Annotated in this window: 25 protein-coding genes and 1 tRNA gene; 12 read left to right on the top strand and 14 right to left on the bottom strand. The window is 61.3% G+C overall.

All coding sequences use genetic code 11. The features are described from left to right. Window positions 1–237: 237 nt before the first annotated feature. The 5 genes from purE (at window position 238) to K4O48_RS19040 (ending at window position 3,437) form a co-directional block, all read left to right on the top strand. The gene (purE, locus tag K4O48_RS19060; RefSeq protein ID WP_222909896.1) at window positions 238–729 is read left to right on the top strand and encodes a 5-(carboxyamino)imidazole ribonucleotide mutase; all 492 of its coding nucleotides are present in this window, start codon (window positions 238–240) and stop codon (window positions 727–729) included. Further along, window positions 730–1,815, top strand: coding sequence for a 5-(carboxyamino)imidazole ribonucleotide synthase (locus tag K4O48_RS19055; RefSeq protein ID WP_222909895.1), 1,086 nt, complete (start codon window positions 730–732; stop codon window positions 1,813–1,815). It abuts the gene before it with no gap. Window positions 1,816–1,915: 100 nt separating this feature from the next. After that, window positions 1,916–2,167: a GlsB/YeaQ/YmgE family stress response membrane protein gene (locus K4O48_RS19050; RefSeq protein WP_222909894.1), complete on the top strand. Its 252-nt coding sequence runs from the start codon at window positions 1,916–1,918 to the stop codon at window positions 2,165–2,167. A gap of 51 nt (window positions 2,168–2,218) precedes the next feature. After that, window positions 2,219–2,749 (top strand): DUF3299 domain-containing protein, encoded by a 531-nt coding sequence (locus K4O48_RS19045; RefSeq protein ID WP_222909893.1) that lies wholly within the window; start codon window positions 2,219–2,221, stop codon window positions 2,747–2,749. 4 nt (window positions 2,750–2,753) lie between these two features. Continuing rightward, on the top strand, window positions 2,754–3,437 hold the full coding sequence (locus K4O48_RS19040) for a uracil-DNA glycosylase family protein (protein WP_222909892.1): 684 nt from the start codon (window positions 2,754–2,756) through the stop codon (window positions 3,435–3,437). A gap of 6 nt (window positions 3,438–3,443) precedes the next feature. Here K4O48_RS19040 and K4O48_RS19035 read toward each other — a convergent pair whose 3' ends face one another. From K4O48_RS19035 to panM, 12 genes are all read right to left on the bottom strand, one after another. Continuing rightward, a complete protein-coding gene (locus K4O48_RS19035) occupies window positions 3,444–4,523 on the bottom strand; it encodes an FAD-dependent oxidoreductase (RefSeq protein WP_222909891.1) in 1,080 nt (359 codons plus the stop codon). Window positions 4,524–4,749: 226 nt separating this feature from the next. Further along, a complete protein-coding gene (locus K4O48_RS19030; protein WP_222909890.1) occupies window positions 4,750–5,643 on the bottom strand; it encodes a D-hexose-6-phosphate mutarotase in 894 nt (297 codons plus the stop codon). A gap of 159 nt (window positions 5,644–5,802) precedes the next feature. Next, the gene (locus K4O48_RS19025; RefSeq protein ID WP_222909889.1) at window positions 5,803–6,492 is read right to left on the bottom strand and encodes an ABC transporter permease; all 690 of its coding nucleotides are present in this window, start codon (window positions 6,490–6,492) and stop codon (window positions 5,803–5,805) included. Continuing rightward, window positions 6,489–7,184 (bottom strand): ABC transporter permease, encoded by a 696-nt coding sequence (locus K4O48_RS19020; RefSeq protein WP_222909888.1) that lies wholly within the window; start codon window positions 7,182–7,184, stop codon window positions 6,489–6,491. The genes K4O48_RS19025 and K4O48_RS19020 overlap by 4 nt, the downstream gene beginning before the upstream one ends. Before the next feature lie 62 nt (window positions 7,185–7,246). Further along, a complete protein-coding gene (locus tag K4O48_RS19015; RefSeq protein ID WP_222909887.1) occupies window positions 7,247–8,002 on the bottom strand; it encodes an ABC transporter substrate-binding protein in 756 nt (251 codons plus the stop codon). A gap of 14 nt (window positions 8,003–8,016) precedes the next feature. Continuing rightward, complete coding sequence (locus K4O48_RS19010; RefSeq protein ID WP_222909886.1) at window positions 8,017–8,790, bottom strand: ABC transporter ATP-binding protein; 774 nt, start codon at window positions 8,788–8,790, stop codon at window positions 8,017–8,019. A 286-nt stretch (window positions 8,791–9,076) separates the two neighbouring features. Then, entirely contained in the window at window positions 9,077–11,134 is a 2,058-nt protein-coding gene (locus tag K4O48_RS19005) for a BCCT family transporter (protein WP_222909885.1), read from the bottom strand. 491 nt (window positions 11,135–11,625) lie between these two features. Beyond that, window positions 11,626–11,701 (bottom strand) — tRNA-Phe (locus K4O48_RS19000). A 172-nt stretch (window positions 11,702–11,873) separates the two neighbouring features. Then, entirely contained in the window at window positions 11,874–12,146 is a 273-nt protein-coding gene (locus K4O48_RS18995) for an oxidative damage protection protein (protein ID WP_222909884.1), read from the bottom strand. After that, on the bottom strand, window positions 12,143–13,225 hold the full coding sequence (mutY, locus tag K4O48_RS18990) for an A/G-specific adenine glycosylase (RefSeq protein ID WP_222909883.1): 1,083 nt from the start codon (window positions 13,223–13,225) through the stop codon (window positions 12,143–12,145). Before mutY ends, K4O48_RS18995 begins: the two co-directional genes overlap by 4 nt. Then, entirely contained in the window at window positions 13,222–15,444 is a 2,223-nt protein-coding gene (locus tag K4O48_RS18985; protein ID WP_222909882.1) for an AsmA family protein, read from the bottom strand. Before K4O48_RS18985 ends, mutY begins: the two co-directional genes overlap by 4 nt. A gap of 153 nt (window positions 15,445–15,597) precedes the next feature. Further along, window positions 15,598–15,996: an aspartate 1-decarboxylase autocleavage activator PanM gene (gene panM, locus K4O48_RS18980; protein WP_222909881.1), complete on the bottom strand. Its 399-nt coding sequence runs from the start codon at window positions 15,994–15,996 to the stop codon at window positions 15,598–15,600. A 179-nt stretch (window positions 15,997–16,175) separates the two neighbouring features. On the opposite strand from panM, the gene hisB reads away from it, so the two are divergent. The 7 genes from hisB to K4O48_RS18945 all read left to right on the top strand — a co-directional run bounded on the left by hisB (window position 16,176) and on the right by K4O48_RS18945 (window position 21,161). Then, a complete protein-coding gene (hisB, locus tag K4O48_RS18975) occupies window positions 16,176–16,769 on the top strand; it encodes an imidazoleglycerol-phosphate dehydratase HisB (RefSeq protein WP_019341947.1) in 594 nt (197 codons plus the stop codon). Next, complete coding sequence (hisH, locus tag K4O48_RS18970) at window positions 16,769–17,407, top strand: imidazole glycerol phosphate synthase subunit HisH (RefSeq protein WP_222909880.1); 639 nt, start codon at window positions 16,769–16,771, stop codon at window positions 17,405–17,407. The genes hisB and hisH overlap by 1 nt, the downstream gene beginning before the upstream one ends. Beyond that, window positions 17,407–17,667: a DUF2164 domain-containing protein gene (locus K4O48_RS18965; RefSeq protein WP_222909879.1), complete on the top strand. Its 261-nt coding sequence runs from the start codon at window positions 17,407–17,409 to the stop codon at window positions 17,665–17,667. Before hisH ends, K4O48_RS18965 begins: the two co-directional genes overlap by 1 nt. 35 nt (window positions 17,668–17,702) lie before the next feature. Next, window positions 17,703–18,446, top strand: a complete 744-nt coding sequence (gene hisA, locus K4O48_RS18960) for a 1-(5-phosphoribosyl)-5-[(5-phosphoribosylamino)methylideneamino]imidazole-4-carboxamide isomerase (RefSeq protein ID WP_222909878.1) — start codon at window positions 17,703–17,705, stop codon at window positions 18,444–18,446. Window positions 18,447–18,545: 99 nt separating this feature from the next. Next, window positions 18,546–19,316, top strand: coding sequence for an imidazole glycerol phosphate synthase subunit HisF (gene hisF, locus K4O48_RS18955; protein WP_222909877.1), 771 nt, complete (start codon window positions 18,546–18,548; stop codon window positions 19,314–19,316). A 109-nt stretch (window positions 19,317–19,425) separates the two neighbouring features. Beyond that, complete coding sequence (locus K4O48_RS18950; RefSeq protein ID WP_392569038.1) at window positions 19,426–20,133, top strand: substrate-binding periplasmic protein; 708 nt, start codon at window positions 19,426–19,428, stop codon at window positions 20,131–20,133. Between the two features lie 281 nt (window positions 20,134–20,414). Further along, entirely contained in the window at window positions 20,415–21,161 is a 747-nt protein-coding gene (locus K4O48_RS18945; RefSeq protein WP_392568893.1) for a substrate-binding periplasmic protein, read from the top strand. On the opposite strand, the gene K4O48_RS18940 is transcribed toward K4O48_RS18945, so the two are convergent. Both K4O48_RS18940 and K4O48_RS18935 read right to left on the bottom strand, forming a co-directional pair. Beyond that, on the bottom strand, window positions 21,152–21,862 hold the full coding sequence (locus K4O48_RS18940) for a divergent polysaccharide deacetylase family protein (RefSeq protein WP_222912168.1): 711 nt from the start codon (window positions 21,860–21,862) through the stop codon (window positions 21,152–21,154). The genes K4O48_RS18945 and K4O48_RS18940 overlap by 10 nt on opposite strands. Before the next feature lie 119 nt (window positions 21,863–21,981). Further along, window positions 21,982–23,319, bottom strand: coding sequence for a S41 family peptidase (locus K4O48_RS18935; protein WP_222909874.1), 1,338 nt, complete (start codon window positions 23,317–23,319; stop codon window positions 21,982–21,984). Between the last annotated feature and the right edge of the window lie 25 nt (window positions 23,320–23,344).

Raw genomic sequence — 23,344 nt, 5'->3', positions numbered from 1 at the left:
TGCGTCGGAACAGGGAGTGTCCCCGCCTGATCCAAGTGGGCATTGACCCTGGGCAAGGTTAGCGGTCCTTCGCGGCGATGCCAGACGCGCGGTCACGGGTGCCGGCGGGTTGGGGCTTGCGATATACTGCGCGGCCTTTGGTTGGACCGGTTCCGACCCTGTACCTGCACGGCCGCGCTGCTTTCAGCGCGGCCGTTGTTCCTGATGCGCCTTCTGGCGCCGAAGCGAGGCACGACGATGACCGCACTGGTAGGCGTGATCATGGGCTCCAAGTCCGACTGGTCCACCTTGAGCCACACCGCAGACATGCTGGAGAAACTCGGCATTGCGCACGAAGTCACCGTGGTGTCCGCGCACCGCACCCCCGACCTGCTCTTTCAGTATGCCGAGCAGGCCGAATCACGCGGGATTCGCGTGATCATTGCTGGCGCAGGTGGCGCCGCTCATCTGCCGGGTATGTGCGCGGCCAAGACTCATCTGCCCGTGCTTGGCGTGCCGGTGCAATCGTCGATGCTCTCCGGTGTGGATTCGTTGCTGTCGATCGTGCAGATGCCGGCCGGCGTGCCGGTCGCTACGCTGGCCATCGGCAAGGCTGGAGCGATCAACGCTGCGCTGCTCTCGGCGAGCATCATCGGCCACGAATTCCCTGAATATCACGCTGCGCTGAAGAAATTCCGCGACGAGCAGACCCAGACGGTGCTCGATAATCCGGACCCGAGGAGCGCATAAATGAAAATCGGCGTGATCGGTGGCGGCCAACTGGGTCGCATGCTGGCCTTGGCGGGAACCCCGCTGGGCATGAACTTCGCGTTTCTCGATCCGGCGCCCGACGCCTGCGCCGCGGCGTTGGGCGAGCATCTATGCGCCGACTACGGGGATCGGGACCATCTGCGCCAGCTGGCCGATGAAGTCGATCTGGTGACCTTCGAATTCGAAAGCGTGCCGGCCGAGACGGTGGCGTTCCTGTCGCAGTTCGTTCCGGTCTTTCCGAGCGCCGAGGCACTGCGCATCGCCCGTGATCGCTGGTTCGAGAAGTCCATGTTCAAGGCGCTCGGCATCCCCACGCCGGCGTTTGCGGATATCCAGTCTCAGGCCGACCTTGACGCTGCCGCCCGCAGCATCGGCCTGCCGGCCGTACTCAAGACCCGCACCCTCGGCTACGACGGTAAAGGCCAAAAGGTGTTGCGTAAGCCGACAGATGTCGCCAACGCCTTTGCCGAGCTGGGCAGCGTCCCCTGCATTCTGGAGGGTTTCGTGCCGTTCAGCGGCGAGGTATCGCTGATCGCCGTACGGGGTCGGGACGGTGAAACCTGCTTCTACCCGCTGGTCCACAACACTCACGAAGACGGCATCCTGCGGTTGTCGGTTGCGAGCAGCAACCACCCGCTGCAGTCACTGGCCGAAGAGTATGCCGGCCGGGTTTTAGCTGAGCTGGATTACGTCGGCGTACTGGCCTTCGAATTCTTTGAGGTCGACGGCGGACTCAAAGCCAACGAGATCGCGCCGCGCGTGCATAACTCCGGGCACTGGACCATCGAAGGCGCCGAATGCAGCCAATTCGAGAACCACTTGCGCGCCGTAACCGGCCTGCCGCTGGGCTCGACGGCGAAGCTCGGCGAGAGTGCCATGCTCAATTTCATCGGTGAGGTACCGCCGGTGGCCAAGGTCATCGCCATCGAGGACTGCCATCTGCACCACTACGGCAAGGCGTTCAAGGTCGGGCGCAAGGTCGGGCACGCCACCTTGCGCTGTCCGGATCGGGCGACGCTCGATCGGCAGATTACGGCGGTTGAGTCGCTGATCCATCGCGATTGAGCTTCCGGCCGTCTGGCTTGCGGCTACAGGTCGAACTGCCTGGCATAGCTCCGGTCCGAGATTACGTAACGAGTATTTTCGGACCTAGAGGAGATTGCCAATGGGCATCATCGGAACCATCATCATCGGCCTGATCGTAGGCCTCATCGCGCGCTTCCTTAAACCCGGCAATGACAGCATGGGCTGGATCATGACTATCCTGCTGGGTATTGGCGGCTCGCTGCTGGCCACCTATGGCGGGCAGGCCCTTGGGCTCTACCGCGCGGGTGAAGGTGCAGGCTTTATCGGCGCCGTGATTGGCGCGGTCATCCTGCTGGTCATCTACACCATGGTGACCGGCCGTAAACACTGATTCGCCTCGGGGCCGCGCCCTGCGGTCCCGTTCCTTTACCACGCGGTAGCCATGCGTCTTCTAGTTTTTTCGATACTTCTCGGCTGTGCTTCAGTCATACAGGCCGCTCCGGCTGAGCTGGACTGGCTCGAACTCATGCCGCCCGAGGACCGTCAGGCACTCGAGGACATGCCCGAGATCGAGCACGACTCGCCGGAAAATGACGGTTTCAGCGATCAGGGCGGGCTCAAGCAAGGCGCGGGTCTGCCCGCGGTCATGTACTCGGCCAAGACCGTGCCTGCGCTTGATGGAAAGCAGGTGCGCCTGGGCGGCTATCCGGTCCCGCTGGAGACAGACAGCCGGGGGCGCAGTACGGAATTCTTTCTGGTGCCCTATCCGGGCGCCTGTATCCACGTCCCGCCACCGCCGCCGAATCAGATTGTGATGGTCCGCTATCCGGACGGCATTACGCTGGACGATATCTACGCACCGCTTTGGGTCGACGGGACGCTTCGGATCGAGCCGGTTCGCAACGCGCTGGCCGATGCAGCCTATGAGCTGTCTGCCGCTGAGGTGACCTTGGTTGACGAAAGCGACCTCTGATCCCATGCGAGGCCCGGTACCGCTTGAGCCGTCTGAGCGCGAGGCCTTCCGCACGCTGGCGGCCGAGACCGAAGGCATCGATGTGGCGGTGTATCACGCATTCGATAAAGACCCGCTGGAACCAATCATCGGGTTAGGCCCCGCCGACGCGCCAATTGCATTTTTCGGTCGAGATCCCGGTCGTGAAGAGGTTCGCTTGGGCGAGCCGTTCGTTGGCAGCGGTGGGCAGCTGGTTCGCCGAGCCCTGTACCAACATCTACACGGCAGAGAAATGCCTGATGTTGAAGCCGGCCGCGCGCTGGGCCATACCTTCTTCTGGGTGAACACCGTGCCATACAAACCGCTCGGCAATCGCGCCTGGTCGATGGCGGTCAAGCGGCGCTTTCATCCGCTCATGCAGCGTGTACTGATCGACAACTGGCAAGGCCGCGACATCGTCACGCTCGGTCGAGAGGCCTTTCTCTGGTTCGGTATGGGCCGGTCGCAAGAGGAGCGCCGACGGCTCGAAACGTACTGGAAGCGCGAGGACCGGTTCACGGCATTCGTCGATATCGAGCTGATAACCGAGCGGGGCGCCGCTCGCGCGTTTCGTCTGCACCCGTTGCCGCATCCCTCGCCGCGCAATCGAACCTGGCTTTCCCGGTTCCCTGCCTTGCTGGAGGCGCGTTTGCAGCAATTGCTCGGGTGAACGCCTTCAATCCCGATTGCCATGCTGGCGCATGAAGCGACGGTCAAGGTGATCCTTCCAAAGACCCAGCAATTTTCCCTCGGCGGCCAGGTTCGCCCAGCTCATCAACGCACCCCGCTGACCGTCGGCGAGTAAAGCAAGGCTATGCGTCTGAGGATGGTAGTGACGCAGCGGCTGGCCGATGGCTGCCCGACTCAGGTTGGTCGCAAGCACGGCTGCCTGGCGCACGGCGTGCACACCGTTGCGAGCAGCGCCCGGCAGGCTGGCGCAATCGCCGCTGGCGAACACGTGGCGGTGCGAGCGGCTTTGTAGCGCTGGGCTTACCTCGATGAAGCCGTCGCCATCCAGGCGCAGCCCGGAGTCGCGCAGCCAACCCAGGGGGTTGGGGCCGGTTGCGACGACCAGGCGCCGGCCTCGCCAGTGAATCTGGCCGTCACCGATCAGCGTGTTGCCATGCACGGCCTGGATGCTGACGTGCTCGTGGATCTGTACGTCTGCACGCTGTAGATGGCCCAGAGCCAGCGCCCGGAGCCGGCGCGGATGGTCGGCCAGCAGCTCGCCGGCACAGAACAGATGAATCGCCGGTACGCGACCAGCCATGGCCAATGCCAGCTCTGCGCCAGCCGGCCCGCCGCCGAGGATGGCCACCGGCTCGGGGCTCTCCTGCCATTGTTGCCAGCGACGGATGAAGTCGGCGAATGGCTTTACCGATAGCAACTCCATGCCATCGCCGAATTGTTCCGGCAGCCAGGGCAGCGAGCCCAGATTCAACGATAACCAGGTGCTGCGCAATGTCTCGCCGGTCGCCAGGAGCAGTTCAGGCGTATCGGGAAGCAGCGCCACGAGGGTGCCCTGAATGAACTCAACTTCTGCGGCGGCGCATAGTTTGGGCAGCCCGATGCGGCATTGGCGGGGCTGGTAATGCTCGGCGACAAGGCCCGGCATCATGCCCGAGTACCACGCGTGGGGTTCGGCCGAGACGAGGCCGATGCGGCCCATGGGCCGCTCGCCGTCGGCCCATTGATTCAGCACACCGAGGTGGCTATGGCCCGCGCCGGCCAGCAGCAGATCGAAGTCAGTGTTCATGGCGCATCAGTGCCGGCTGACGCGTTGTGAGAAGAGGTGGGCCAGGGTCCGTCTGCAGCGGCATGGCATCCATGGCAGAGCTCCTTTAGAGCAACCGGCGGGCAAGCGCGCATCAGCGTCGCTGACAGTGCGTACGCGGGAGATGCGTTGTCTGGCTTCAGTATAGTTTCGCTGTTGCCAGACGCCGGATCTTCTTCGCAGCCGGCTGGCTGGCACAAACGCGCCGTTACGAGGCTTCGACGCCGATCGAGACGCTGAGACTGTGGCTGTCACCGGGAGCCAGTCGGACCATGTCGCTCAGTACGTTGGCGGTCTCGATGCAGAGCATTCGCTGCCAGGCGTCATCGGCAAATTGCGACAGTCGCTGAGACTTATCGATCCACGGGTTCCACAGCACGGCAGAACGCGAGCCGCTGGTTTCCAAGGTAATTCTGCGGTTGAGCCCCGAGTCGTGAAGGTGCAACGTCGACGGTAGATCCAGGTAGATGCGGTCGGTTTCGCCAGTGAATCTGAGGTCGCCTTGCTGCTGGCGCTGCTGCCAGTCGTCCAGGGTTTCGATATAAGGTCGCCCATCGAGCCCTTCTACCGTGACCTGGGTGATGTCGCTGATGGCGAAGTAGCTGTGCAGCGCTTGGGACAAGGCGATGGCACCAGTGCCTTGGTTATGGCTGGTCAGCGTCATGTGTAGGCGCTGATCCAGGCGAATCTCAAGGCTCAGTTGGACGGCGTGTGGCCAACCGGGCAGGTCGCTCACGGCATCGCAGGTGAAGACCAGGGTTGCGCTGTCCGCGTCGCTGTCTGATTTCGCCAGCCGCCAGTCGAGGGCGCGTACCAGTCCGTGGGCGGGGGCGGGCTGGTTGTCTTGATAAGCGTCCTGTACCGGCTCGGGATTGCGCGCCAGATCACCGAACCAGGGCCAGCAGACCGGGACGCCGCCACGCACCGCCTGGCCGCGCTTGAATGCCGCTTGCTCGCTCAGCCAGATGATCGGTGTTGCCTCGCCTTGCCGGTAGCTGAGCACCTGCGCGCCCTGTTCGGCCACTATCAGTTCGGCCGCACCGTTGCGGACGCGCCAGCAAGGTAGTTGGTCCATTTCGATGCGCTGGATGTCGACGGGCATGGCAGTCTCGCTAGCAATGGATGACGGGTTGTTCTGACCCTGCCTGGGCGGGAGGATTCCGCATTGGGTGCGTTGCGGATTCGATAAGAGAGTCAATCACTCAGATGGGGTACCCGCCCGCCGCGGCCGGATGCCAGCCGCGGGAGGGACCCAGGCGCATCACCGCCCCTGGCAGGCATCCACGCGCAGCCAGCGCTCCAGCAGTTTGAAGCCCTGCATCAGCACGAAGGCAATGATCAGGTAGATCAGGCCCGCGGTGAGGAACATTTCCTCGTGCATGTAGGTGCGCGCTGCGATCTTGCGGGCCATGCCGGTCAGCTCCAGCAAGGTGATGGTGCTGGCCAGGGCGCTGGCCTTGAGCATCAGAATCACTTCATTGCTGTAGGCCGGCAGACCGATGCGGGTTGCCCTTGGCAAGATGATGTGGCGCAGGGCCTGATAGCGCGACATGCCAAGCGCACGTGCCGCCTCGACTTCACCGGCGGGCACATTCTGAATCGCGCCGCGCAGGATCTCGGCGATATAGGCGGCAGTGTGCAGGGTCATGGTGATGATCGCGCACCAGTACGGGTCGCGCAGGAACGGCCACATCCAGCTTTCGCGAACGGCCTCGAACTGGGCCATGCCGTAGTAGACGAGAAACAATTGCACCAGCAACGGCGTGCCGCGGAAGAAAAAGATATAGCCATAAGGCAACGCCCGCACCGCGAATATGCGCGAGGAGCGAGCGATGCCCAGCGGGAGCGCGAGGATTAGCCCGGCAACGACCGAAACGCCGACCAGCTGCAGGGTAAGCCAGGCGCCTTCGAGGAAATCCGGCAGCCACTTGATGAACAGTTCCCAGCTCATGCGGCGCTCCTCGTAAAGCCACGACCCGCTCGTCTTTCAAGGAAGTACATGCCTGTCATGGCGATCACGGTCAGGCCCAGATAAATGCATGCAGCCACTACGAAGAAGGTGAAGGGCTCCTTGCTCGCGGTGACGGCGATCTGCGAGGTACGCATGATTTCTTCGAGCCCGATGACCGAGACGAGCGCCGTGTCCTTCATCAGGATCATGAACAGGTTACCGAGCCCCGGCAGCGCCAATCGCCACATCTGCGGCAGGATCAGCTTCAGGAAAATCCGACGCTTTCCCAGCCCGAGCGCGAGCCCCGCTTCGCGGTGGCCTTTGGGGATTGCCAATAACGCGCCACGGAACACCTCTGTGGCATAAGCACCGAAACAAAGACCGAGGGCAATGGTGCCGGCGGCGAAGGGGCTGAGGGCGAGGTTCTCAATCCCGAAGATCTCGCCAATGCCACGTATCAAACTGATAGTGCCGAAATAAATCAGCAGGACCCAGAGCAGCTCGGGTACGCCGCGTACGATGGTCGAGTAAGTGCCGCCCACCCAGCGAAGGGTGACGAACGGGGAAGTCTTGGCGAGTGCGCCGAGCAGGCCGAGCACCAGGCCGAGGGCCAATGCTGCGAGGGCCAGCTGGATGGTCATCCAGGTGCCGGCGATCAACGCCGGACCGAATCCATGAAGGTCGGGAATCATATGGGCTCAAACACCAAAGCCCGACCTACCTGTTCAGGCGGCCGGGCTTTGATTCAGACGGATCAATAAATGTCGAAAGGGAAGTACTTGGCGTTCAGCTTCTCGTAGGTGCCGTCAGCTCTGATTTCATCCAACGCCTTGTTCAGCTTCTCACGCAGTTCGTCATTGCCCTTGCGTACGGCGATGGCGATCTTGTCGTTGTCGAATACCGGCTCACCTTTGAATTCGAAATTCTTGCCAGCATCGCTCTTGAGCCACTCCCACTGCACAAAGGAGTCAGCCAGGATGCCATCGACACGGCCCGAAGCCAGGTCCAGGTAGGCATTTTCCTGAGTGTCATAGAGTTTGATGTCGACGACGCCGTCCAGGTTGTCTTCCAGCCAGGTCCCGGCGATGGTCGCGCGCTGGGCGCCGATGGTCTTGCCTTCCAGATAGCTTTCGTCGGTTTTGAAGTCCACCGACTTAGGTGCCACGAACTGCAGCTTGTTGGTGTAGTAGTGATCGGTGAAATCGACCGCGTTCTTGCGCTCTTCGGTTACCGACATGGACGCGGCGAGGAAATCGAACTTGCCGGCGTTGAGGGCGGGAATGATGCCGTCCCAATCGGAGGTCACCACTTCGCATTCCACCTCCATCTTGGCGCAAAGGGCGTGGGCGATGTCGAGGTCGAATCCGACCACCTGGCCGCTGGCGTCAATCAGGTTGAACGGTGGGTAAGCACCTTCGGTGCCGATTCGCAATTTTTCAGCGGCAATGGCGTTGGCGCCGAGCATCAGGGTGGCGGCGGCAGTCAGCAGAATCTTCTTATAGCTTTTCATGCGGTGTTGCTCCATTAGCGATGGCTGGACATGAACTGTTTACAGCGTGCCGATTGGGGGTTGTCGAACACCTGCTCCGGCGTTCCTTGCTCTTCGACCAGGCCCTGGTGCAAAAACACCACTTCACTGGAAACCTGCTTGGCGAAGTTCATTTCGTGCGTGACCAGCAGCATGGTCCGACCCTCATCGGCCAGCGACCGGATCACTGCAAGCACTTCTTGTACCATTTCCGGATCGAGAGCCGAGGTGGGCTCGTCGAACAGGATTACCTTGGGCTGCATGGCCAGGGTGCGCGCGATTGCAGCGCGCTGTTGCTGGCCGCCGGATAGCTGATTCGGATAAACGTGGCGCTTGTCGGCAATTCCGACCTTGGCCAGCAGTGCCTCAGCCGTTTCGATGGCTTCGGCTTTGCTCTGCCCCAGCACACGGCGCGGCGCCTCGATGATGTTGTCGAGCACGCTCATGTGCGGCCAGAGATTAAAATTCTGGAACACGAAGCCCAGCTTGCTGCGCATCAGGTTGATCTGCTTGGCGTCCGCAGCGACCAGGTCGCCGTCTTTGGCGCGCTTGAGGCGCAGCTGCTCGCCAGCCACGAGAATTTCGCCCTCGTTGGGGTTCTCCAGCAGGTTGATACAACGCAGAAATGTGGATTTTCCGGACCCGGAAGAGCCGAGGATGGAAATCACGTCACCATCGCGAGCGGTCAGCGAGATGCCTTTTAGAACTTCCAGATCGCCGTAGCGCTTGTGCAGATTGCGGATTTCCAGTGCGGGTATGGCCTCGGCCATTGAGCTTCCTCTTCTCGGAACAGGGGGCTGCTCCTGCTCCATTTCTATGTAAATTGCGCTCCGGCCAACTGCTCGCCCTCCTGGCGAGGCGCAAACCTAGCATGGGTGGGGGCATGCGCCAAGCGCGGCGCCAATCTGAGCTATGTGACTGACCGTTCACGCTTCGCTTGCCGTCGGTACGCCTCTATCTATATAGATGAAAATGACGTGATGTGCGCGAAACGGGATCGGCACGGCACAGGATGCTCGCCGGGAATTCGAGATTCCCGGCACCACATTTTCTGCGTTATGACGGGTCGGGTTTGGGCAGCTCCGGATCGTCTGTGAGCATCTCGTCGTGTTCTGCCATCTTCCACGGGAGGCTCCCCGGCGAGATGTGCAAAAAGTGCAGGTACTTCTCGAACTGATCGAGGATGTCACTGATGATGTCCGCTTGGTCATAGCCATAAATGTCGTAGTGCTGACCACCACGGCGCAGGAAGACCTCGGCGCGGTAGTACTGCTCATCGGCCTCGGGTCCTTCGGACAGGGCGAAAGCAGGCATGGCGTAACCGACCGCGCGGATCTCGTAGATGAAGTCCACCTGGTCGTCCTTGATAACTTCCAGATAGAGCCGTGAGTGGGCCTCGTCGGTATGCACTTCGGCACTCCATTCCTGGCCGCTGAGCTCGCGCTGCACCCGTCGCATGGCCTTGAGCACGGTGCTGCTCATGAAGCTGTCGACGTTTTCCCGGGTCGGGAAGCTGACCATCCCCGCCAGCCGCTTCTTCCAGAGCCCGGGGCCGGCATTGCTTGCCAGTCGGCTGCCCTGCATATGGCTTTGCAGGCTGGTTTCGTGGTGTCCTTCGATCACCAGCGCACGCCACATGCCAAGCGCGGCGATCATCATGATGATGGCGAAGGGCAGGGCACTGGCGATCGTCATGGTTTGCAGCGCGCTGAGGCCACCCGCCAAGAGCAAAGCAGACGCGACTACGCCCTCGATACTGGCCCAGAACACCCGTTGCCACACCGGGGTACGCAGTGCACCGCCAGCGGCCAGCGAGTCGATAACCAGGGAGCCGGAGTCCGAGGACGTGACAAAGAACGTGATGATCAGCACCACCGCGAGGAACGACGCGATGGACGTCATCGGCAGCAGTTCGAACAGTTTGAACAGCGCGATGGCGTTGTCCGCCTGCACATCGCCGATCAGCGACGTATAGCCTTCGACCATGATCAGGTGCAAGGCGGTATCGCCGAACACCGAGAACCAGAGAAAGGTAAACATGGTGGGCACGAACATCACGCCGAAGACGAACTGGCGGATGGTCCTGCCACGGCTGATCTTCGCGATAAACAGCCCCACGAAGGGCGACCACGCGATCGTCCAACCGAAGATGAACAGCGTCCAGTTGCCGATCCAGTCGCTGCGGCTGTAGGCCTGCAGGTTGAACGTCCGCTCGATGATGTTGTTCAGGTAGCTGCCGGTGTTCTGCAGGAAGGTCTCGAGAATGAAGATGCTTGGGCCGACCAGAAACACGAACAGCATGAGCCCGATCGCCAGGATCATGTTAAGCAGCGACAGGTTCTTCACGCCCTTGTCGAGGCCGGCGACCACCGAGCAGATCGCCAGACCCGTGATGAGCGCGATGGCGATGATCTGCACGTTGATGCTGATCGGTATCGATGGCCAGAGGTAATTGATGCCGGCATTGATCTGAGTGACCGACAAGCCAAGCGTTGTCGCGATACCGAACAGCGTGCCCAGAATCGCGAAGACATCCACCACATGCCCGATCGGCCCATAGATGCGTTCGCCAATGATCGGGTAGAGCGCCGAACGCATCGACAGCGGCAAGCCATGACGGAACGAGAAGTACGCCAGCACTAAGCCAGTCAGGCCGTAGATCGCCCAGATATGAAAGCCCCAGTGGAAGAAAGCGATCTGCATCGCCTGCTTGGCCGAATCAACGGTTTCTGCCGCACCCGCTGGCGGTGAGGCGTAATGCAGGACCGGCTCGGCGACGCCGAAGAACAACAACGCGATGCCGTAACCGGCGGAAAACAGCATGGCGAACCAGGCCGGAAAGCTGTACTGCGGCTCGGCGTGGTCAGGCCCGAGCTTGATGCTGCCCCAGGGCGTCATCGCGATGCCCACGATGAAGACCAGAAAGAAGGCCACCGAGAGCATGTAGAACCAGCCAAAGTTGGTCGTGATGAATGCCAGCGTCGAGCTGAACACCTCCCCCGCCAATTCAGGATTACTGATCGTGCCGACTACTAGCAGCAGCGTAACGACCACCGCTGGAATGAATACGGGGAACAGGATGATGGACCTGGGTAGCTTCTTGTCTGCTTCCATGTGTCTTTCTGGCCTCTGACTGGCGAGTGGGACGGAAACGCGCGGTGGCTCCCGAAGCAAATGTGTTAACAGAAGGGTAGACGGTGATTCGCTGCCAAATACTCCCGAGATAAACGAGGCGCCCGGAAATGGGCGTTGGCGTGGTGGGAGCGGGGCCGTCAGGAGCGGCGTACGATCAACACGTTCCGGTTAGCGCGGTGCACTCGGATTGCGTGGGTCTGCCGTTTCCCCAGCGGCCGGCCATGAAAATTCCGACGCTGGTCATCTCGGGCAAGGTTGCAGCGCTGCGAAGACAATGGGCAGGTTTGGCGCAGTCAAAACCTACTCTTGCGCGCTGACCTCTCAAGAACAGCCAGCGCTTTTGCCCCCAAATATGCCCCCATTGAGCCTCGCAGACCCACAGAGGGCAAAACGCAGACAACAAAAAACCCGCACTAGGCGGGCTTCTTGTGGGCTTTCGGGTGGTTTTGGCACCACCTGAAATTAATAGATGGTGCCCAGGGACGGAATCGAACCGCCGACACGGGGATTTTCAATCCCCTGCTCTACCGACTGAGCTACCTGGGCAACGGGGCGCTATTAGACGGATTTGGCTTTTGCCTGTCAAGCGCGCCCTGGAAAATATTTAGCCAGAACGGGCGTTTAGCGTTGTGATGCGACCTGGCGAGCCACGCGGGCAGCGAGACGGCCGCCCCTAACGGGCCTCGCGTATTACTGTGGAGCGCTCCGATGCGGCAGGTCACTCGCTCGGCGGTACGTAACCTTCGGCCTGGGCGTATTCTTCGCCAGATAGGTATTTGTCCATTTCGCCCTGCAGGAATTTGCGATCCTCGGCGTTCATCATGTTCAACCGACGCTCGTTGATCAGCATGGTCTGGTGCTTCTGCCAGTCGTCCCAGGCCTTCTTCGATACGTTGTTGTAGATATCTTCGCCTTTGGCGCCGGGGTAGGGTGGGCGCTCCAGTCCGGGGAGCTCTTCTTTGTACTTGCGGCAGTTCACGGTGCGGGTCATGACATCTCTCCTGCGTTCAATTCGGCGGCGGCGCGCTTGAGCAGCGTCTTCACGGGGGCGGCAAGCCCCAGTCGCGGCGGGGTGGCGAGGTTATACCAGAGCCAGTCTGCCTCGGCCACGGCGCCTTCTTCTGACTTGACTCTAATCAACCAAGGCTCGATAGCCAGCTGGAAATGACTGAAGGTGTGCGTGAGGGCGGGCAGCTCGCGGCGCTGCTGCAACTGCAAGGCGTGACGCTCGGCGAGCGGACCGAGCGCGGTCAGGTCATCCAGTTCCGGCAAGCTCCAGAGACCGCCCCAAAGACCGGTCGATGGCCGCCGGTAGAGCAAAATCGCGCCCTCATGATTAGCCAGCATCGGCATCAATGTGCGTTTTTGCGGCAGTGTCTTGCGCGGCTTGGGCGCGGGGAACTCGGTTTCGCGACCGAGCACATGGGCACGGCAACCGGCTTTTAATGGACATAAGAGGCAGCTGGGTCTGCTGCGCGTACACAGCGTTGCGCCGAGATCCATCATCGCCTGGGTGTAATGATTGACCCGCGCTTGCGGCGTTAGCCTCTCGGCTAGCGCCCAGAGTTGCCTGGCGACTTTCGGTTCGCCTGGATAGCCGTCCTGCGCGATGTAGCGGGCCAACACTCGCTTGACGTTGCCGTCGAGTATCGGTGCGCGCAGCCCCATGCTCAGGCTGGCGATAGCGCCTGCTGTAGAGCGGCCGATGCCCGGTAGCTCGGCCAGTTTGTGGACGTCCCGTGGGAACTCGCCGCCGTGCTCGGAGACGACAAGCTTGGCGGTCTTGTGCAGGTTGCGCGCGCGGCTGTAGTAGCCCAGACCGGTCCACAAGTGCAGCACTTCGTCTTCGGCAGCGTCGGCCAGTGCTTCAACCGTCGGCAGCGCTTCCATGAAACGATCGAAGTAGCCGAGCACGGTGCTGACCTGCGTTTGCTGCAGCATGATTTCAGAGACCCAAACGCGGTAGGGCGTGATGCCCTGCTGCCAGGGCAGCCCCTTCCGCCCGTGGCGGTCGAACCAATCAAGAACGGCTGTACCGAACTGAATGTCGCTCAGCACATGCGAGCTCATCGGTTGAACAGCCCCTTGAGCGCGTCTTTCAGGTCCGGACTGATTTTATCGCCCAGCTTTTCTTCGATGGTCTCGTTGAGTTTCTCACCGGCGAGTTTGGCGGCGATCTTGCCGAGGCCGTCCTTGTCGAAGCGGCAGGCCTTGGCGCCCAGTTCCAGCGGACCGCGGCAGCGTAGCGGCCATTCGATACCGACATAGCGTTCGTTGACCGAGCACGCCGGGTCTGGCATGTCGCCCTTGTCGCCCTCGATGAGAATGCCTATGCGGTAATCCATGCCCAGCACGCGCAGGTCGACATCACCGTTACCGTTTACCGTCAGGCCCGGAATGCTTGCCTTGAGGTCCGGATTGCTGGCGACGCCGTTACGCAGGGTCAGGTTGCCTTTCAGCTCTCGGAACGGCGTGTCCTGGCTGCGAGGGTCGCTGGTCAGCGGCTTGCGATTGAGGGTTGCGATGGCGCGGCACACTTGCTGCTCGAGGTTGGCGTCAACGAGGATGCCGTTGTCGATAATGAAGCCGATCTTGCCGTTGAGGTTGTCGATCCAGGCTTTCTGGCTGTTGCCCTGGGTTCGGATGTCGCCGTCCAGGTTGAGCAGGCCCTTGATCACGACCTTCTCGCCCTGGCTTTGCAGCAGACGCTCGACCGGGACCCTCGCGATGCGAGTCTGAGCGGTTATCAACGGCGCCTGAGGTCGGACATCGAGGCTGGCCGATGCTTCCAAACGACCGTTATAGAGGCCCCCGCGGAGTTCTTCAAGCGTCAGCAAACCGCCAGCTGTACGTGCCTTGACTGCGAAACTGTCGAACGGCATCTGCATGGCGGTGAGGCTGCCAATGGTCACGTTAATCCGCGTGTCAAGACTGCGCAGGGTGCTGATCGGCAGGACCGATTCCTCGCTCCATGCCTGCTGGGTGGGTTTGTCCGGCAAGGGTGTGGTGCCACTACCGATCACTGCTGCTTCGGTGGCGTCGACTTCACTCTGGCGCGCCGCGCCGGCCGAATCTTCCTTGCTCGGCGGTGGCAGGTAACGATCGAGATCCAGTTGGTCGCCCTTCAGGTCTACGCGCAGCGCCTGCTTGGCGAAGTCACTGACCGCGGCGGTGCCGGTGAAGGTGCTGCCATCGAGCTTCAGCGTGAGTTCTTCGAACGTCAGGCTGGTCGCGGTGCCTGCCAGGCGGGTCACCAGTTCGGCTTTGCTCAGGACGCGGCTATCTGCCATGGGAGGAAGCTGCTGGCCGACGCTCTCAAGGAATTCGCGCAGGTTGAACTCGGCGATCGACAACGCCCCAGCGAGCTTCGGTTCCTCTTGGAGGTTGCGCACCTTCAGCTCGCCAAGTCCACGCAACTGATTGGCGGTGAACTTGAGGCTGGTCCACTCCGCGATGTCCGCGGGCAGATCGGCCAGCAATTGACCTTGCGCGCTGAAGGTTAGGGTCTTGCCGTGCAGCGGCTCGCCGGAAGCCTCTCCGCTCAATCGTAGGTCTTCGAGTTGATAGCGCTGCAGCTTGTTGTCAAAGCGCAACGCGGCCTGCAGCTCCGTTCGGGCGCGCATCACCGGCTGGTTGCTTCCGAAGAAGGCGTTGAGCTTGACGGGGATCGACGTGGCTTCGCGAATCGCTCCCGTGGTCAGTTCGATACCCTCAGCGCTGAATTGCTGGCTGCTTTTGGCGTCGTGGTAGGTCACACGCGCATCGCTGATGGTCAGGCTGTCGATGTCCAGGCGTAGCGGACGCCGGGTGGAATCGGTTTGCGGTTCTTCGGCGGGTGCCTCGTCCGGCTCTGCTGGCACATTATCCGGCTGCGTTTCACTGGCGGCCGGCTGACCGACGCCTTCCCAATTGCCCCTGCCATTCTCGTCGCGAGCCAGGGTCAGGTTGAGCCCATTGAGGGTGATGTCGCTCATTTGCACTTCGCGACTGAACAGCGGCAACACGCGGACGGATAGGCCCAGCATGCGCAAATCAGCGAAGGGCTGATCAGGGGTGCGTGCGCTCGCCAACGTGGTGTCGTGCAGCTCCAGGCCAAGCCAGGGGAACAGGCTCCAGCCAATGTCGCCATCGATGCTGAGTTCGAGGCCGGCCTTATCGCGGGCAAGCGCGCGGATTTCGTCCTTGTAGTCGTTGGGATCGAACAGATGAGTCAGGGCGAAGCCCAATGCGACGATGAGCAGCAGCAACCCGAGGATTACCAGGCCCAGGATCTTGCCGAGCGCTTTCATGGACAGGTCCTTTGTGTTTGGCAGTTCAAAAGCAGCGAGTATAGCGCCACGTACCCTGGCGTTCGCCGCCGCTGGCGTTGGAGTGACGGCCTGCGTTTGGGTTCCTGCCCGAACCCAAATGCACATCGAGCAGGGGAAGAGCTTTTGGCGGCGTTAGAGCGGGTCCAGCGGAAGATGCGTCCTTGCGGCCAGCGCCTGGGCCTCGAGATGGTCTGTCGGCGCGGCCAGATGCAAGGCCTTTCCAGCTTCGCCGGCAAGACGCTGGCTTTCCTCCAGCAACCGTTTGCCGACGCCCCGGTAACGGGTGACCTTGCGTACACAGAGGTGTGACAGGCGCCAATGCGGTTCGCCGCGCTGCAGCAGGGCCGCACCGAGAAGCCGTTCATTGAAGCGACCGGCGATGAGGCTGCGATCGGTTAGTCCCGCCTCGATCAGGGTTGCCGCGTCAGCGTAAGGTGCCAGCAGCCAGTCCGGCGCATCGGCGAAGATTTTTGCCAGGTCGATGCGGTCCTGCTGACTGGGCTCGGTTACGGTTTCGATGTATACGGGCATGCTGACCTGAAGTGATATGTGAACGCGACAAGCATAACCGTGACGGCCGTTCTGCGCACGGCAGGGGCGCCGGCCGGCACTGGCCTTGGGGGCTGCGCGGCGCCAAGCGCGTATCCCCCCAACAGGGTTTGAGCCTATAATGCCGGTCCTTTTTAGCCCCACGACCCGCGGAGCTGTGGATGTCCGAACGTACGGCATGCGTAGAGCGCAACACCCTGGAAACCCAGGTCAAGGCCACCATCAACCTGGACGGGACCGGTAAAAGCCGCTTCGCCATCGGCGTGCCGTTCCTCGAGCACATGCTCGATCAGATCGCCCGTCATGGCCTTATCGATCTGGACATCGAGTGCCAGGGCGACTTGCATATCGATGATCACCACACCGTGGAAGACGTCGGCATCACCCTCGGCCAGGCCTTTGCCAAGGCCGTCGGCGACAAAAAAGGCATGACCCGCTACGGACATTCATACGTGCCGCTGGACGAGGCGCTTTCGCGTGTCGTCATTGACTTCTCCGGGCGTCCAGGGTTGCAGATGCATGTCCCTTACACCCGCGCCACTGTCGGCGGTTTCGATGTCGATCTGTTCCAGGAATTCTTCCAGGGCTTCGTCAACCATGCCCTGGTCACCCTGCATATCGATAACCTGCGCGGGCACAACACCCATCACCAGATCGAAACCGTGTTCAAGGCTTTCGGCCGTGCGCTGCGCATGGCGGTGACGCTGGATGAGCGCATGGCGGGGCAAATGCCATCGACCAAGGGTTGCCTGTAATGCAGACGGTCGCTGTCATTGATTACGGCATGGGCAACCTGCACTCGGTCGCCAAGGCGCTCGAGCATGTCGGTGCCGGTCGGGTACTGATCACCAGCGATGCCCAGGTCATCCGCGAAGCGGATCGTGTGGTGTTTCCCGGTGTAGGTGCGATTCGTGATTGCATGGCCGAGATACGCCGGCTCGGTTTCGACGAGCTGGTGCGTGAAGTCAGCATCGATCGGCCATTCCTCGGTATCTGCGTGGGTATGCAGGCGCTGATGGAGCGCAGCGAGGAGAATGGTGGCGTCGACTGCATCGGCCTGTTCCCCGGTCAGGTGCGCTACTTCGGCAAGGATCTGGAAGAAGACGGCGAGCGCCTCAAGGTCCCGCACATGGGCTGGAACGAAGTGGAACAGGCGGTCAGCCATCCGCTTTGGCACAACATTCCTGCCGATGGCCGCTTCTACTTCGTGCACAGCTACTACGTCGAGGCGGGCAATCCCCGTCAGGTCGTTGGTCGCGGTCGCTACGGTCGGGATTTCGCGGCGGCGTTGGCCGATGGCTCGCGCTTCGCGGTGCAGTTCCATCCCGAGAAAAGCCACACTCACGGGTTGCAGTTACTGCAGAATTTCGCCGCCTGGGATGGCCGCTGGTAATGAGCCGGGCGAAGCTCAAGGCTCCGGTCCTGACGCTGGACCCCGCTCAGGAGCAGGCTGCACAGCAGATCATCAAGCGCTTTCTGGAAGATCGCTTCGAATTGGAGCTCGGCTCGTTCGAGGCGCAGGAAGTACTTGATCTGTTCGCCCGGGAAATTGCTCCGCTGTATTACAACAAGGCGATCTTCGATGTGCAGACGCACCTGAAAGAGAGGTTCGAGAGCATCGAAAGCGACTTGTGGGCGCTCGAGAAGAGCTGACCTTAACCGACACCCGATTTAGACAGGTTCGAACCATGCTGATTATTCCCGCGATCGATCTCAAGGACGGCGCCTGCGTGCGTCTGCGTCAGGGCTTGATGAATGACGCCACAGTGTTCTCCGATGACCCGGTAGCCATGGCCGCCAAGTGGGTCGACGCAGGTTGCCGTCGTCTGCACCTGGTCGACCTCAACGGCGCCTTCGAGGGTCAGCCGGTCAATGGCGAAGTTGTCACGGCCATCGCCAAGCGCTACCCGAACCTGCCGATCCAGATCGGCGGTGGCATCCGCTCGCTGGAAACCATCGAGCATTACGTTCGCGCTGGCGTCAGCTTCGTGATCATCGGAACCAAGGCTGTCAAGCAGCCGGAGTTCGTCGGCGAAGCCTGCCGCGCCTTTCCGGGCAAGGTCATTGTCGGCCTGGACGCGAAGGACGGTTTTGTTGCCACCGATGGCTGGGCTGAGGTGAGCAGCGTTCAGGCAGTGGATCTGGCGCGCCGCTTCGAGGCCGATGGCGTCTCGGCGATCGTTTACACCGACATTGCCAAGGACGGCATGATGCAGGGCTGCAACGTCGAGGCCACAGTGGCCCTGGCCAATGCCAGCCGGATCCCGGTGATCGCCTCCGGTGGCATCCACAATATCGGCGATATCCAGAAGCTGCTCGACACCAACACCCGCGGGATCGTCGGCGCCATTACCGGTCGGGCGATCTACGAAGGCACGCTCGATGTCGCCGAGGCGCAGGCGCTCTGCGACCTGAAGTTCAAGGACGAGTGATTCGTAGATCAATGGTGGATCGGTGAAACGTGATCCACCCTACCGCTACTTGCAGCTTGAAGCCTGCGGCTTGATGAAGCTGCGTCCGGAGATAGCCCCATGGCATTGGCCAAACGCATTATTCCCTGCCTCGACGTCGACAACGGCCGCGTGGTGAAGGGCGTTCAGTTCGAGAACATCCGTGACGCCGGCGATCCGGTGGAAATCGCCCGTCGCTACGACGAGCAGGGCGCTGACGAGATTACCTTCCTAGACATCACCGCCAGCGTCGATAACCGCGATACGACGCTGCACACCGTCGAGCGCATGGCCAGCCAAGTGTTTATCCCGCTGACCGTCGGCGGCGGGGTGCGCTCGGTGCAGGATATCCGCAATCTGCTCAACGCCGGGGCCGACAAGGTGTCGATCAATACCGCCGCTGTGTTCACTCCGGAATTCGTTGGCGAGGCGGCCGATCGTTTCGGTTCTCAGTGCATCGTTGTTGCCATCGATGCAAAGCGGGTATCCAAACCGGGTGAAACCCCACGCTGGGAAATCTTCACCCATGGCGGCCGTAAGCCTACCGGCCTGGATGCGGTGCTCTGGGCACAGAAGATGGAAGCATTGGGGGCCGGCGAAATCCTCCTGACCAGCATGGATCAGGACGGTGTGAAAAGCGGCTATGACCTCGGCGTGACGCGCGCCATTAGCGAAGCGGTGAGTATTCCGGTCATCGCGTCTGGCGGTGTTGGTAACTTGCAGCATCTTGCCGATGGCATTCTCGAAGGCAAGGCCGATGCGGTGCTGGCCGCGAGCATTTTCCACTTCGGCGAGTACACGGTGCCGGAAGCCAAGGCCTATATGGCCAGTTGCGGCATCGTGATGCGCTGATACTATTCAGCCCATTTTCTTCAAGGACTTAACCGGGCCATACGCGCCCGCTATCAAGGGAATTCGCACCATGTTCAGATCCACCTTTATTGCCCTCTCAGCCAGTCTGATGTTGAGCGTCGCCAGTGCTCAAGCGGCACCGGAGCAGATCAGCCTGCTCACCGAAAACTTCCCGCCATACAACATGGCGGCTGACGGCAAGAACTTCGCTCGGGACGAGAACATCAAGGGCATCGCCACAGACATCATTCGTGAAATGTTCCAGCGGGCTGGTGTGGATTACACGCTAACGCTGCGTTTCCCGTGGGAGCGGATTTACAAGATGGCCCTGGAAATGCCGGGCTACGGTGTATTCGTGACGGCTCGGCTGCCGGAGCGTGAGGAGCTGTTCAAGTGGGTGGGCCCGATCGGGCCGGATGACTGGGTTCTGCTGGCACGCAGCGACAGTACCATCGAGGTCAATAGCCTGGAGCAAGCCAGGCAGTACCGGATTGGCGCATACAAAGGGGATGCGATTGGCGAGCATCTGCTGGCACAGGGGCTCGAGCCCTCCCTGGCGCTGCGCGACCAGACCAACGTCGAGAAACTACAGAACGGCGCCATTGATCTTTGGGCCACCGGCGATCCTGCCGGGCGCTTTCTGGCGAAACAGCAGGGCGTTACCGGCCTCAAGCGGGTGCTGCGCTTCGACAGCGCCGAGCTTTATCTGGCGCTGAACAAGCAGGTCGCCGATGAGACCGTGAAGAAGCTGCAGGACGCGTTGGATCAAATGCGTTCTGACGGCACGTTCGACACCATCACCGGCCGCTACCTGTAACGTACGCCGATGCGCTTCATCAGCGCGCTGCATCTTCGCTAGTCGATATCGATAGGCTGACGCGCCGTCCTGGTGCGTCAGCCTCCGTGCATGGCCGGTCCCAGGCGCGCTCGGACTGCTTGTGCACCCCATCCAAACTCGTTGATTGATCCTCACAATGTGCGACGCGTCGCATTCAAGCGATGCTCACCCCGTGCTTGGTTCACAAGTTGCTAAACCCTAAAGACGGCATCCGTAGCACACGGTTGCTGTTCAGGAGCATTTGTTGACAGGGGGACATGATGGGACGACTTATTACAGCTGTGTTGCTAATGCTGCTGGCGACGACGGCACGGGCAGCGCTGCCTGACGACTACAAGATGGTCTTGCTGACCGAGAACTTTCCACCTTTCAACATGGCGGCGGACGGCAAAAACTACGCCGCGGAACAGAACATCAGCGGGATCAATGCGGACATCGCCCGTGAGATGTTCAAGCGTGCAGGTATTTCCTACAGCCTGACGCTGCGTTTTCCCTGGGAGCGCATCTATAACCAGGTGCTGGAACAACCTAACCAGGGGCTCTTCTCAACAACCTATACGCCGGAGCGCGAACCGCTGTTCAAATGGGTCGGCCCGCTCGCCAGTACGGGTTGGGTCCTGCTGGCGCCACCCGGCAGCCCGTTGCGTTTGAGTTCATTAGAACAGGCGGGACAGTATCGAATCGGTGCGTACAAGAACGATGCGGTCAGCCAGCATCTTGAAAGCAAAGGTTTCGAACCGCTCAACTCACTGCGCGACCAGGAGAACATCGGCAAGCTGCTCAAAGGCCAGATAGACCTATGGGCGACGACCGATCCGGTAGGGCCCTACCTTGCCAAGCAGGAAGGCGTGGCTGGTCTCACCACCGTATTACGCTTCAACGACGCGCAGTTGTTTCTTGCCCTGAACAAGCAGACACCCGACGAGGTGGTGACACGGCTGCAAAAAGCTTTGAACGAGATGAAGGCCGACGGCGCCATCGACGCCATCATGCGTCGCTATCTCTGACGTGAGACGCGGTAGATGCCATCCGCACCGTGCGCAGCCATCGCACGGTTGCTTCGGGTAGCGATCATCTGGCCGAGATCGATCCAGTCGATCCCCTGGGCATGCAGGCGTGGCAGTTGCTCCTCAAGCAGCGCGAGAGTGCTCGGATAAGGATGACCGATGATAATCGCTGAACCCTGCATGCGGGCCAGCCGCAAGGCTGCTTGGAACTGGGCCGCTACCGCGTCGGGGCTGGGATCGTTATCGAGGAAAACATCGCGTGACACACTGGCCAGACCGATCGCTTGCGCCGAGGCCCCGGCAACCGTTTCGCGATTAGTTCGGCTGTCGAGAAAGAACAAGTGCCTTTGCTGCAGTTCGCTCATCAGAAAGCCCATCGACTGGCGCTGATCAGTCATCTGGCTGCCCATGTGGTTATTGACGCCGCTGGCATTGGGGACTTTCGCGAGCGCTTGGTTCAGACGGCTTAAAAGCTCGACCTGCCCGAGCCGTGGGTGCCAGGCGTAGGGACCGCCGGCGGGCGCCATGGGCAGATGCAGCATGACCGTTTTGCCCGCAGCGCTGGCCCGTTCGGCCAGCGTGGTGGCATGGCGGCTATCCGGAAGGATTGCCATGCCCACGGGGCCGGGTAAAGCCAGAACACGGGCATCCAACGTGGAATGTTGCCCCAAATCATCGATCACCACCGCCAGCTTCGGCATTCGCGCGATGGCCGCGCGATGCTCAGCGTCTGTAACGGTGTTGGACTCGAACTCGCCCGCGCGCGCCAGCAGTGGTGCTACGACTGCCAGCAGCAGGAGGATTGCAGCGCGGCGCACCACTACTGGCCGCGGGTGAGGTTCAGTCCCTTGAGCAGATTCAGCGCCTGGCCGAGTTGGAAGTCCTCGTCTTGCGGTCGTGGCGAGTCGCTGGCGATCGGTGTGCTGGTAGGGCGTTCCGGGCCGCCGTTGCCGTTGCCCAAGTGACCGGCAAGATCCGCTTCACGAACGCCTTCGACGGTTTGCTCACGGGTCAGCTTGGCGCGTGTCACTTGAATGTCCGGCTCGATGCCCTGCGCCTGGATGGAGCGGCCATTCGGCGTGTAGTAGAGCGCCGTGGTGAGCTTAAGCGCACGGTCATTGTTCAGCGGCAGTACGGTCTGTACGGAGCCCTTGCCGAAACTGTCAGTCCCCATCACGACGCCGCGCTTCTGATCCTGCAAGGCACCGGCAACAATCTCGGAAGCGGAGGCGCTGCCCCCATTGATCAGTACGACCAGCGAAACCCCTTCGCTGGCATCGACCGGGTCGGCATTGAAGCGCAGTTCGGAATTGGCGATGCGCCCTTTCGTATAGACGATCAGGCCGTCGGTGAGGAAATGATCGGACACTTCCACGGCGGCTTGCAGCACACCGCCGGGGTTGTTGCGCAGATCGAGCACCAGTCCGTTGAGCTTTTTGCCATTCTCCTTACGCAGCTGCGCCAGTGCCTTGCCAACTTCTTCACCGGTGTTGATCTGGAACTGGGTGACGCGCAGATAGCCATAGCCGGGTTCGAGCATCTGGCTCTTGACGCTATTGACCTTGATCACGGCCCGGGTGAGCTTGACCGTGAATGGCTTGCCACCCTCGCGTACCAGCGAGAGGGAAATGTCGCTTCCTGGCTTGCCGCGCATCATGCCGACCGCATCCATCATTGACATGCCTTTGGTTGGCTTGCCATCGATCTTGACGATGAGATCGCCGGCCTCGATGCCGGCCTTGGACGCCGGTGTGTCATCGATAGGCGAGACCACCTTGATGAATCCGTCTTCTATGCCGACCTCAATCCCGAGGCCGCCAAACTCGCCGCTGGTGCTTTCCTGAAGCTCGGCAAACGCTTCGGGCTCCAGATAGGCCGAATGGGGATCGAGATTGCTGAGCATGCCTTTGATGGCGTTCTCGAGTAGGGTCTTGTCGTCGACTGGCTCGACATACGCTGCCTTGATTCGGTCCAGCACCTCGGCAAAGGTACGCAGCTCGTCTAGCGGCAGCGGCGCCTTGTTGCTTGAGGTGCCCAGTGTGACGGGCTCCGTTATCACCTCTGGGGGCGGTTGCTGCGCCCAGGCGCTACCGTACATCCCCAGCATAATGGTCAGGGCCAGGGTGGAAGGGTGGGCGAAACGGCGCAGGTGCAGCATGTTTGACTCCAGTTGTGAGGGGCGC

It is taken from the genome of Pseudomonas sp. DNDY-54 (assembly GCF_019880365.1).
Lineage (GTDB): Bacteria > Pseudomonadota > Gammaproteobacteria > Pseudomonadales > Pseudomonadaceae > Stutzerimonas > Stutzerimonas stutzeri_P.
This window is presented reverse-complemented; position numbering and strand designations above follow the sequence as displayed.

Coding starts and splice junctions, on each gene's coding strand:
- purE (WP_222909896.1), top strand. CDS start 238: ATGACCGCACTGGTAGGCGTGATCATGGGCTCCAAGTCCGACTGGTCC.
- K4O48_RS19055 (WP_222909895.1), top strand. CDS start 730: ATGAAAATCGGCGTGATCGGTGGCGGCCAACTGGGTCGCATGCTGGCC.
- K4O48_RS19050 (WP_222909894.1), top strand. CDS start 1,916: ATGGGCATCATCGGAACCATCATCATCGGCCTGATCGTAGGCCTCATC.
- K4O48_RS19045 (WP_222909893.1), top strand. CDS start 2,219: ATGCGTCTTCTAGTTTTTTCGATACTTCTCGGCTGTGCTTCAGTCATA.
- K4O48_RS19040 (WP_222909892.1), top strand. CDS start 2,754: ATGCGAGGCCCGGTACCGCTTGAGCCGTCTGAGCGCGAGGCCTTCCGC.
- K4O48_RS19035 (WP_222909891.1), bottom strand. CDS start 4,523: ATGAACACTGACTTCGATCTGCTGCTGGCCGGCGCGGGCCATAGCCAC.
- K4O48_RS19030 (WP_222909890.1), bottom strand. CDS start 5,643: ATGCCCGTCGACATCCAGCGCATCGAAATGGACCAACTACCTTGCTGG.
- K4O48_RS19025 (WP_222909889.1), bottom strand. CDS start 6,492: ATGAGCTGGGAACTGTTCATCAAGTGGCTGCCGGATTTCCTCGAAGGC.
- K4O48_RS19020 (WP_222909888.1), bottom strand. CDS start 7,184: ATGATTCCCGACCTTCATGGATTCGGTCCGGCGTTGATCGCCGGCACC.
- K4O48_RS19015 (WP_222909887.1), bottom strand. CDS start 8,002: ATGAAAAGCTATAAGAAGATTCTGCTGACTGCCGCCGCCACCCTGATG.
- K4O48_RS19010 (WP_222909886.1), bottom strand. CDS start 8,790: ATGGCCGAGGCCATACCCGCACTGGAAATCCGCAATCTGCACAAGCGC.
- K4O48_RS19005 (WP_222909885.1), bottom strand. CDS start 11,134: ATGGAAGCAGACAAGAAGCTACCCAGGTCCATCATCCTGTTCCCCGTA.
- K4O48_RS18995 (WP_222909884.1), bottom strand. CDS start 12,146: ATGACCCGCACCGTGAACTGCCGCAAGTACAAAGAAGAGCTCCCCGGA.
- mutY (WP_222909883.1), bottom strand. CDS start 13,225: ATGAGCTCGCATGTGCTGAGCGACATTCAGTTCGGTACAGCCGTTCTT.
- K4O48_RS18985 (WP_222909882.1), bottom strand. CDS start 15,444: ATGAAAGCGCTCGGCAAGATCCTGGGCCTGGTAATCCTCGGGTTGCTG.
- panM (WP_222909881.1), bottom strand. CDS start 15,996: ATGCCCGTATACATCGAAACCGTAACCGAGCCCAGTCAGCAGGACCGC.
- hisB (WP_019341947.1), top strand. CDS start 16,176: ATGTCCGAACGTACGGCATGCGTAGAGCGCAACACCCTGGAAACCCAG.
- hisH (WP_222909880.1), top strand. CDS start 16,769: ATGCAGACGGTCGCTGTCATTGATTACGGCATGGGCAACCTGCACTCG.
- K4O48_RS18965 (WP_222909879.1), top strand. CDS start 17,407: ATGAGCCGGGCGAAGCTCAAGGCTCCGGTCCTGACGCTGGACCCCGCT.
- hisA (WP_222909878.1), top strand. CDS start 17,703: ATGCTGATTATTCCCGCGATCGATCTCAAGGACGGCGCCTGCGTGCGT.
- hisF (WP_222909877.1), top strand. CDS start 18,546: ATGGCATTGGCCAAACGCATTATTCCCTGCCTCGACGTCGACAACGGC.
- K4O48_RS18950 (WP_392569038.1), top strand. CDS start 19,426: ATGTTGAGCGTCGCCAGTGCTCAAGCGGCACCGGAGCAGATCAGCCTG.
- K4O48_RS18945 (WP_392568893.1), top strand. CDS start 20,415: ATGGGACGACTTATTACAGCTGTGTTGCTAATGCTGCTGGCGACGACG.
- K4O48_RS18940 (WP_222912168.1), bottom strand. CDS start 21,862: ATGCCGAAGCTGGCGGTGGTGATCGATGATTTGGGGCAACATTCCACG.
- K4O48_RS18935 (WP_222909874.1), bottom strand. CDS start 23,319: ATGCTGCACCTGCGCCGTTTCGCCCACCCTTCCACCCTGGCCCTGACC.